5 protein-coding genes are annotated in these 8,981 nt (G+C 69.1%); 1 reads left to right on the forward strand and 4 read right to left on the reverse strand.

From position 1 onward, the window contains the following. Nucleotides 1-377: 377 nt before the first annotated feature. The 4 genes from DSX2_RS12115 to DSX2_RS12130 form a co-directional block, all read right to left on the reverse strand. Entirely contained in the window at nucleotides 378-1,832 is a 1,455-nt protein-coding gene (locus tag DSX2_RS12115; protein ID WP_020881391.1) for an NAD-dependent succinate-semialdehyde dehydrogenase, read from the reverse strand. Between the two features lie 135 nt (nucleotides 1,833-1,967). Then, entirely contained in the window at nucleotides 1,968-2,744 is a 777-nt protein-coding gene (locus tag DSX2_RS12120) for an N-acyl homoserine lactonase family protein (protein WP_020881392.1), read from the reverse strand. A gap of 54 nt (nucleotides 2,745-2,798) precedes the next feature. Next, the gene (locus tag DSX2_RS12125) at nucleotides 2,799-3,953 is read right to left on the reverse strand and encodes an iron-containing alcohol dehydrogenase (protein WP_020881393.1); all 1,155 of its coding nucleotides are present in this window, start codon (nucleotides 3,951-3,953) and stop codon (nucleotides 2,799-2,801) included. Between the two features lie 347 nt (nucleotides 3,954-4,300). Further along, complete coding sequence (locus tag DSX2_RS12130; protein ID WP_236615116.1) at nucleotides 4,301-6,505, reverse strand: sigma 54-interacting transcriptional regulator; 2,205 nt, start codon at nucleotides 6,503-6,505, stop codon at nucleotides 4,301-4,303. 263 nt (nucleotides 6,506-6,768) lie between these two features. Here DSX2_RS12130 and DSX2_RS12135 point away from each other — a divergent pair, with 263 nt between their 5' ends. Further along, nucleotides 6,769-8,877 (forward strand): methyl-accepting chemotaxis protein, encoded by a 2,109-nt coding sequence (locus DSX2_RS12135; RefSeq protein ID WP_020881395.1) that lies wholly within the window; start codon nucleotides 6,769-6,771, stop codon nucleotides 8,875-8,877. The last annotated feature ends 104 nt before the right edge of the window (nucleotides 8,878-8,981 follow it).

Raw genomic sequence — 8,981 nt, forward strand, 5'->3', positions numbered from 1 at the left:
CCGCCACCATCTCCTTTGCCTGCGGGGAGAACGGCGAGCGCCCTTGAAGACTTCCGGCAAAGGAGAGGGGGAAGAACTTTTGTGGCCCGATTTTGGGAGAACGCGGAGAGGGTTGGGGAGGTCACCTCCCGATGATCGGGCCCCGACGGCAACCGTGCCCGGGATTTTTTCGTGGTCCGAGCGCAGCGAGGGGCACGGGAAAATCCCGGGCACATTCGTTCCCGCTGCCCCCTCACGCCCAGGCTTCGTCTACCCGGTCGTCAGTCGTGCCGCCTGCGAAGGGGGCCAGGCTCAGCCTGGCGCAGGGAGAGTCCAGAGAGGGGGCGCGCAGCCCCCTCTCTGGCCGCCGGAGGCATCCCGCGTGCGCGGGGGAGCCGTTATCCGACGTAGGAGCAGACGTATTTGATCTCGACGTACTCGTCGGTGCCGTACTTGGAGCCTTCGCGTCCGATGCCGGACTGCTTCATGCCGCCGAAGGGGGCGACTTCGCAGGAGATGAGTCCGGTATTGTGGCCGATGAGGCCGTATTCCAGGGCTTCGGAGACGCGCCAGGCGCGGCGGGCGGACTCGGTGTAGAAGTAGGCGGCGAGTCCGTATTCGGTGTCGTTGGCCTGGGCCACGGCTTCCTCTTCGGTGTCGAACTTGAAGAGCGGGGCGAGGGGGCCGAAGGTCTCTTCGCGGGCGACGCGCATCTCCTTGGTGACGCCGGTGAGGATGGTGGGCTCGAAGTACTGGCCGCCGAGGCTGTGGCGCTTGCCGCCGAGGAGGACCTTGGCGCCCTTGGCGACGGCGTCCTGGATGTGGCTTTCGACCTTTTCCACGGCCTTGCCGTCGATCATGGGGCCGATGAGCACGCCGGGCTCGGTGCCGCGTCCCACGGGCATCTTCGCGACGGCCTCGGCGAGGCGTTTCGCGAACTCGTCGTAGACGCCGGACTGGACGTAGAGGCGGTTGGCGCAGACACAGGTCTGGCCCGCGTTGCGGTACTTGGAGGCGATGGCGCCCACGACGGCGGCGTCGAGGTCGGCGTCGTCGAAGACGATGAAGGGCGCGTTGCCGCCGAGTTCGAGCGAGATGCGCTTGATGGTGGGGGCGCACTGGGCCATGAGGGTGCGGCCGACCTCGGTGGAGCCGGTGAAGGAGAGCTTGCGCACGGTGTCGCTCTTCGTGAGCACGCCGCCCACGACGCCGGACTTGCCGGTGACGACCTGCAGGATGCCTGCGGGCACGCCCGCCTGCACGGCCAGCTCGCCCAGCGCCAGGGCGGTGAAGGGCGTCTGGGAGGCGGGGCGCACGATCATGGCGCAGCCGGTGGCCAGCGCCGGTCCGGCCTTGCGGGTGATCATGGCGGCCGGGAAGTTCCAGGGGGTGATGGCGGCGCACACGCCCACGGGCTGCTTGATGACGATCATGCGCTTGTCCGCGGTGGGCGCGGGGATGACGTCGCCATAGACGCGCTTGGCCTCCTCGGCGAACCACTTGATGAAGGAGGCGGCGTACAGGACCTCGCCCTTGGCCTCGGCCAGGGGCTTGCCCTGCTCGGCGGTCAGGATGGCGGCGATCTCGTCGGCGTGCTGCAGGATGAGGGCGTTCCAGCGCTCGAGCACGGCGGCGCGCTCCGAGGCGGCCTTGGCGGCCCAGACCTTCTGGGCGGAGGCCGCGGCGGCGATGACGTCCTCGATCTCCTTGGCGGAGAGGGAGGGCACGTGGCCGACGAGGCTGCCGTCGGCGGGGTTGTGCACGGCGGACGTGGCGCCGTCGGCGGCCTGGACCCACTTACCGTTCACGAGGCAGGCCTCGCGGAAGAGTTTGCTCTGTGTGGGCTGCGACATGAATGAATCCACCTTCTGCTAGGGGTTGCGGGGCGACGCCGCGGCGGCTTTCGGCGGATGGCCTCGCGGGCGGGATCCGGCCCCCGCCCGCGCGCCGTCGCGTCGCCTTGTTGTGCCTATAAATCGCGCCTTTGCCTAGTCGTAGAACGCCGGAGCCTGCTTCACGGACTTCCAGGCCTCGGGGTCGTGGCCGGTCATGACGGTCACGCCGTGGGCGTCCTGCATGTGGCGCATGCGCTCCACGCTGCGCACGGTCTCGCCCGCGTTCCACATGAGGCCCGGCAGGGCGCCCGCGAGGTTGTCCGTGGTGTAGCAGGAGTCGGCCGCCAGGAAGCGGGGGCCGGAGTTTTCGAGGTTCACGAGCACGGACTGGTGGCCGGGGGTGTGGCCGGGGGTGAAGTGGATGGTGATGGCCCCGTCGCCGAAGAGGTCGAAGCCGTCGTCCTGTCGGCCCTCGAGGATGAACCAGGGCACGTCCTTGTCGAAGTCCTTCCGGATGTAGGCGAGCTTCATGTAGGGATCGGGCACGTAGGCGAAGTGCAGCTCGTCGCGCTGCACCACGTAGCGGGCGTTGGGGAAGTGGCCCACGCCGCCCGCGTGGTCGAGGTGCAGGTGGGAGAGGATGACGTACTTGATCTCCTCGGGCGCGACGCCGATCTTCTTGATGGCGTTCACGCACCACTGCTCCTCGCTCATGACCGGGTCGTAGGCGCCGAGGATGGCGCCCCAGTGCTCCTCCTTGGTGTGCACGGTCTCCAGGGCGTTGCCCGTGTCGAAGAGGACCTTGCCCTTGGGGTGGTCGATGAGCGCGAAGGGCACGGGCACGTCGAAGGCCTGTCCCACGCCCTGGCCGAGGGTGAAGTACTGCTTCTGGCTCTTCAGGATTCCCGCCTCGAACATGTACATCTTCATAAGGCACCTCCGTCTGATCGTTCTGCTTCCTGGGGGTGTCGCCGCGTCCCGCGCCTACAGCGCTTCCCGATAAATCGCCTCGGCGTCCTCGACGGCCAGGCGGCGCGGGTTGTTGGCGAGAAGGCGGGTGACCTTCATGACGCCCGCGGCCAGGTTCGGGATGTCGCCCTCCTTGACGCCGAAGGCGGAGAGGTGCTGCGGCACGCGCAGGTCCTCGGCCAGGTCCGTGAGGGCGGCCACGGCGCGGGCCGCGGCCTGGCGCTGGTTCAGCCCCGCCGTGTTCTCGCCCAGGAGCTCGGCCAGGCGGGCGAAGCGGGGCAGGTTGCCGGTCTGGTTGAAGCGCATGACCGGCACCAGCATGATGGTGTTGGCCACGCCGTGCGGGATGTGGAACTCCGCGCCGATGGGGTAGGCGAAGGCGTGCACCGCGGTGACGCCCGCGTTGGCGAAGGCCATGCCCGCGAGCAGGCTGCCGCGCAGCATGTTCGAGCGCGCTTCCAGATTTTCGCCGTTGGCGTAGGCGGTGCGGATGTTGTGGAAGACGAGGCCGATGGCCTCCCTGGCCAGGACGTCGGACATGGCCGTGGCGTTCTTCGAGGTGTAGGCCTCGAGGGCGTGGATCAGGGCGTCCATGCCGGTGGCGGCGGTGACGGCGGGCGGCAGGCCCAGGGTCAGCTCGGGGTCGAGCAGGGCGCAGGAGGGGAAGAGGTAGGGGCTGACCACGCCCTTCTTCAGCTTCTCGTGGTGGTCGGAGAGGATGACGATGGGCGTCACCTCGCTGCCCGTGCCCGCGGTGGTGGGGATGAGGATGGTCTTGAGGCCGGGCTGCGGCACCAGGTCGATGCCGAAGTACCTGCCCACCGGCCCCTCGTTCACGGCCATGACCGCGGTGATCTTGGCCATGTCCAGGGACGAGCCGCCGCCGATGCCGATGACCGTGTCCGCCTTGGCCGCCCGAAGCGCGGCCAGGGAGTCCTCCACGATCTCGTAGCGGGGGTCGGCCTCCACCTTGTCGAAGCGGGCCACGGCCAGTCCGGCGTCTTTGAGGATCCCTTCCAGCCGCTCCACGATGCCGGTTCCCGCGACGCCCGGGTCGGTGACGATGAGCACGGACGTGCCGTTTTGCCGTTTCACCTCGTCGCCCACGCGGGCGAGGCTTCCGGCTCCCATGACGATGCGCGGTGTTGTGGCGAAGATTTCCTGTCGCATGCAAGCGCCTCCGGTCAGAAGTGCAGGGGAGGAGCGCGGCCGCGCGCGAGATGCGGGGCGGCCGCTGACATGCCGACGTCGGTTTTTCGAGGATATCCGCTCTTTTCCTGATCAACTTCCATGCCATCCGGCCGCGAAAACGGGCCGTATGAAATGAGCTGCAATATCAGGATGATGAAGAACGACAAAGCGCTTTGCCGCCGGAGGGGCGGCCTCAGGAAATCTCATGAGCGATGCGCCGGGGCATCGCAAGGATGCGGAAAATGTCAATGGAATCCATTGATGGCTGATAAAGGTCAATTATTTCAAAGCTGATGCAGTGACGCATCGCATGATGCAGTGCGGCATCAGTCGCAGGCCAGGCGATAGCGCCGCGCCTTGCGCACGATGGTCGACTGGTTCACGCCCAGGGCCCTGGCCGCGGCGCGCGTGGAGCCGTGCGCGGCCAGGGCGCGGCCGATGGCCGCCCGCTCGGCCCGCTCCACCGCGGCGCGCAGGCTCTGGTCCGTGTCCTCCGCGCCGTTCGCGTCGCGGCGCGGGGCCAGGGCGCGCTGCGCGTCCTCGCGCGTGATCAGGTCGCCCTGGCTCAGCACCACCAGCCGCTCCATGGTGTTCTCCAGCTGGCGCACGTTGCCCGGCCAGTCGAAGGCGGCCAGGAAGTCGCAGGCCTCGGGGTCTATCTGGCGGCCGAGCCCGTACTTCCGGTTGAAGCGGCCCAGGAAGCGGTAGATGAAGTCGAAGACCGCCTCGCGCCGTTCGCGCAGGGGCGGCACCACGATGGGCACCACGTTCAGCCGGTAGTAGAGGTCGTTGCGGAACTGCCCGACGCGCATCATGGCCTCGAGGTCGCGGTTGCTGGCCGCCATGATGCGCACGTCCACCGGCGTGGGCCGCACCTCGCCCAGGCGCAGCACCACCCGCTCCTGCAGCACGCGCAACAGCTTGCACTGCAGCCCCAGGGGCAGCTCGCCGATCTCGTCCAGGAACAGCGTGCCCTGGTGGGCCAGCTCGAAGACGCCGGGCTTGCCCGCCCGGCTGGCCCCGGTGAAGGCCCCCTGCACGTAGCCGAAGAGCTCGGATTCCAGCAGCTGCTCCGGGATGGCCGCGCAGCTTATGCGCACGAAGGGCCGCTCGCGGCGCGGGCTGTGGCGGTGGATGGCCTCGGCCACCACCTCCTTGCCCACCCCGGACTCGCCCATGATCAGCACCGTGGACTCCACCTGGGCCAGGCGCAGGGCCTGCTCGTAGACGTCGCGCATGCGCTTGGAGCGCACCACGATGCCGCCGTCCCGGCCCATGCTCTTGCGCAGGGTGTCCAGCTCCATGCGGTAGCGGTCGTGCAGGGCGCTCATCTTCTCCAGCTCCTCCTGCAGCCGCTGCAGCTCGGTCACGTCGCGCACGTTGGTCACCACGCGCCAGATGTTCCCGGCCTCGTCCATGATGGGGTTGCCCGTGACCACGATGATCTTGCCGCGCCTGACCTTCTGGATGATGGTCTCGACCTTTCGCGACTGCAGCACCTGCAGGGTCACGGACTTGTCGTAGAAGCCCTCGCTCACCAGCTCGGCCATGGTCCGGCCCACCACCTCGGCGGCGCGGATGCCGGTGATGCGCTCGTAGGCGCGGTTGATGAGCAGCGTCTTGCCCTCGCCGTCCGTGATGTAGATGCCGTCGAAGGAGGAGTCGATGATGGCCCGGAACTCGCGCGACAGCTCTCGCATGCTCTGGAGCTTGCCGAGCACGGCGTGCTGCTCGCTCACGTCGCGCAGGTGGATCATGTTCCAGCCGACGCGCGCGGAGTCCGGCGCGGGCACGGGCCAGCGCAGCAGGGCATAGCGCGTCTCGCCGCGCGCCGCGTGCGCCGAGGATTCGGGATCGGCCGGATCGCGCTCCAGGCTGAAGCCCGCGCGGCGCAGGGCGTCCGCCAGATTCACCGGCAGGCCCGTGGGCAGGCCCGCGCCCGGGCGCGCCCCGTCGGGAAGCTCGCCCCGGAGCTCGCCCAAGACCTCGCCCAAGACCTCGCCCAGAATGCGCCGCGCCGCCCGGTTGCCGCGCCGCACCGTGCCGTCCGCAGCGCACAGGAAGAGCGGCTCGGGGAAATGTTCCAGGGCCTCGGGCCAGGGCGTCGCGCCCGCGTCGGCCTCGCCGTCCGCGTCGCCCGCCGCACCGTCCGCCGCCTCGTGCGCGTCCGGCACGCGGTCGGCCGCAAGGCAGCCCACCATGCGCGCGCCGTCCATGACGCCCAGGAAGCGGCTGCCCTGCCAGGGGATGTCCTCCACCGCGGTGTCCGGCCCCACGGCGCAGATGTGCCGCCGCGCGTGGCCCAGGACCGGATCGGACAGGCGCGCGCCGCGTGCCAGCGCCAGGATCAGGTCGTCGCAGGTGAAGACCGTTCCCGGCCTGCCTTCCCCGTCCAGCACCTGCGCCCCGCCGACGCCGCTGCTCCCGAAGAGGGCCGCGGCATCGCGCAGCGTGGCGCCGCCGCGCAGGAAATGGGTGCTCGGCTGCATGATCTCGCGGACCTTCATGGCGTGCCCCCGCAAAAAGCGCATGGCGCTTCGTCTTTTCCAGGTATCGCCACTATAGGGACAAATTATGAGCCGGGTCAACTTGACGCCGGAAATCGTCTGCCGTACCTCCCCTTGCGCGAATCGGCGCCGTCCCGGCACGGAAGCGTCAATTCGCTGTGATAGCAGACCCTTTCATTCTTTTTCGGAGACAGCTACCCGGCATCCGGAGGGATTTCCTCCCCAGGCCCGGCAGCCCCGCGCGGGCCCAGGCCCGCGGCACATCAACCACCGCAGCAGGTAGGAACATGAAATCCATCAAGCTCAGGATCATGCTCGTGCTGGTCCTGGTCATCTCCGTTCCCGTGGCCGTGATCTTCGGCATCGTCTTCAACTCCATGTTCAAGGAGACCCTGGCGCGGCAGAGCGCGGCCGTGCGCAGCGAGATCGTCCAGCTCGACAACGCCATGACCATCTTCATGGACCAGGCCCGGCAGAACGTCAGCCTGCTCGGCACCGCGCCCGCCGTCCACAAGGTCGACAACACCCTCACCTCCTACGTCGGCACCACCGTCAAGACCAAGGCCGTGCCCCGCGAGGACGACGAGTCGGGCCGGGCCATCACCGCCAACTTCCGCCGCGTCCAGGCCACCCACCCGGCCTACGTGGAGGTCTACTTCGGCTCCGAGGACGGCGGCTTCGTCTCGAGCCTCGAGGACGCCCTGCCCGCGGGCTACGACCCGCGCAAGCGTCCCTGGTACCAGGACGCCCTGGCCACCCCGGACAAGGCCGTCATCTCCAAGGCCTACCTCTCCACCACCGGCGAGGCCGTGGTCGGCGTGGCCAAGGTCGTCTCCGACACCAACCGGCGCATCGGCGTCCTGGGCGTGGACATCTCCCTCAAGGTCCTCACCGACATCGTCAAGGACATCAAGATCGGCAAGACCGGGTACGTCGTCTTCGTCCAGGGCGACGGCGTGGTCATCTCCAATCCCCACGATCCCGAGCAGAACTTCAAGAAGATCTCCGACCTGAACATCCCCGGCCTGACCCGGGCCTTCGACCTCGGCTCCGGCCAGGCCATCGTGGACATGAACGGCACCCGCTACCTGGCGCTCTGCCGCACCGCGCCCGCGCTCGGCTGGAAGTTCCTCACCTTCGTCGAGTACGACGAGGTCGTGGGCCCCACCCGCGCCCTCATGTGGCAGTCCGGCCTGGCCGTGCTCGGCGTCCTCGCCCTCATCTGCCTGGCCATCTCCTTCTTCCTGAACAAGGAGATCTTCCGCCCCCTCACCGGCATGATCGGCCAGCTGCGCGCCATAGCCGAGCACCGCTACGACGCCCGCCTGACCGTGCGCCGCCGCGACGAGGTCGGCCAGGTCTACGAGGCCCTGAACCAGACCGCCGCCACCCTGAAGGACAACGTCGGCGAGCTCGAGGCCCGGCGCGCCGAGGCCGAGCGTACCGCCCGCGTGGCAGAGGAGGCCAAACGGCAGGCCGAGGAGGCCCGCCGCCAGGCCGAGGCCGCCCGCACCGAGGGCATGCTGCACGCCGCCATGCGCCTGAAGGACGTAGCCGCCATCGTCTCCACCGCCTCCACCGAGCTCTCCTCCCAGGTCGAGGAGTCCAGCCGCGGAGCCGGGAACCAGTCCGCCCGCGTCAACGAGACCGCTACCGCCGTGGAGGAGATGTCCGCCTCGGTCCTCGAGATCGCCAAGAACGCCGGAAGCACCGCCACCCTCGCGGACCGCACCCGCTCCGCCGCCGACCAGGGCAAGGCCCAGGTGGAGCGCGTGCGCGACGACGTGCACGGCATCAGCCAGGACTTCGGCCTGGTCTACGAGTCCGTCTCCGACCTGAGCCGCAAGGCCGACGGCATCGGCTCCATCGCCCAGACCATCGAGGACATCGCCGACCAGACCAACCTCCTGGCGCTGAACGCCGCCATCGAGGCCGCGCGAGCGGGCGACGCGGGCCGCGGCTTCGCCGTGGTCGCGGACGAGGTGCGCAAACTCGCCGAAAAGACCATGACCGCCACCAAGGAGGTCGGCGAGGCCGTGGGCGGCATCCAGAAAAGCGTCGGCACCACCCTCACGGGCATGGACCGCGCCAAGGACATCATCGAGAAGTCCCTCGGCCAGACCGAGCAGGCCGCCTCCGGACTCGACGCCATCCTCGGCCTCGTGGCCGAATCCTCGGACCAGGTGCGCGCCATCGCCACCGCCGCCGAGCAGCAGTCCGCCGCCACCGAGGAGATCAGCCGACACGTCGAGGAGATCAACGTCGTCTCCTCGGAAATGGCCGACTCCATGCGCCACGCCGCCGGAGCCGTCAGCGACCTCTCCCGGCAGGCCGTGGTCCTGCACGAACTCATCACCTCCCTCGAGGAGGAAAGCGGCCAGGGCCAGGGCCGCTAGGCCCACAAACCTGCAGATCCGCTAGGCCCGGGCCAGCGTAGGAGGATTCTTCGGGAATGCCTCCGGCGGCCAGGGAGGGGGCTGCGCGCCCCCTCCCTGGACCC

This window comes from Desulfovibrio sp. X2, assembly GCF_000422205.1.
Classification (GTDB): domain Bacteria; phylum Desulfobacterota; class Desulfovibrionia; order Desulfovibrionales; family Desulfovibrionaceae; genus Alkalidesulfovibrio.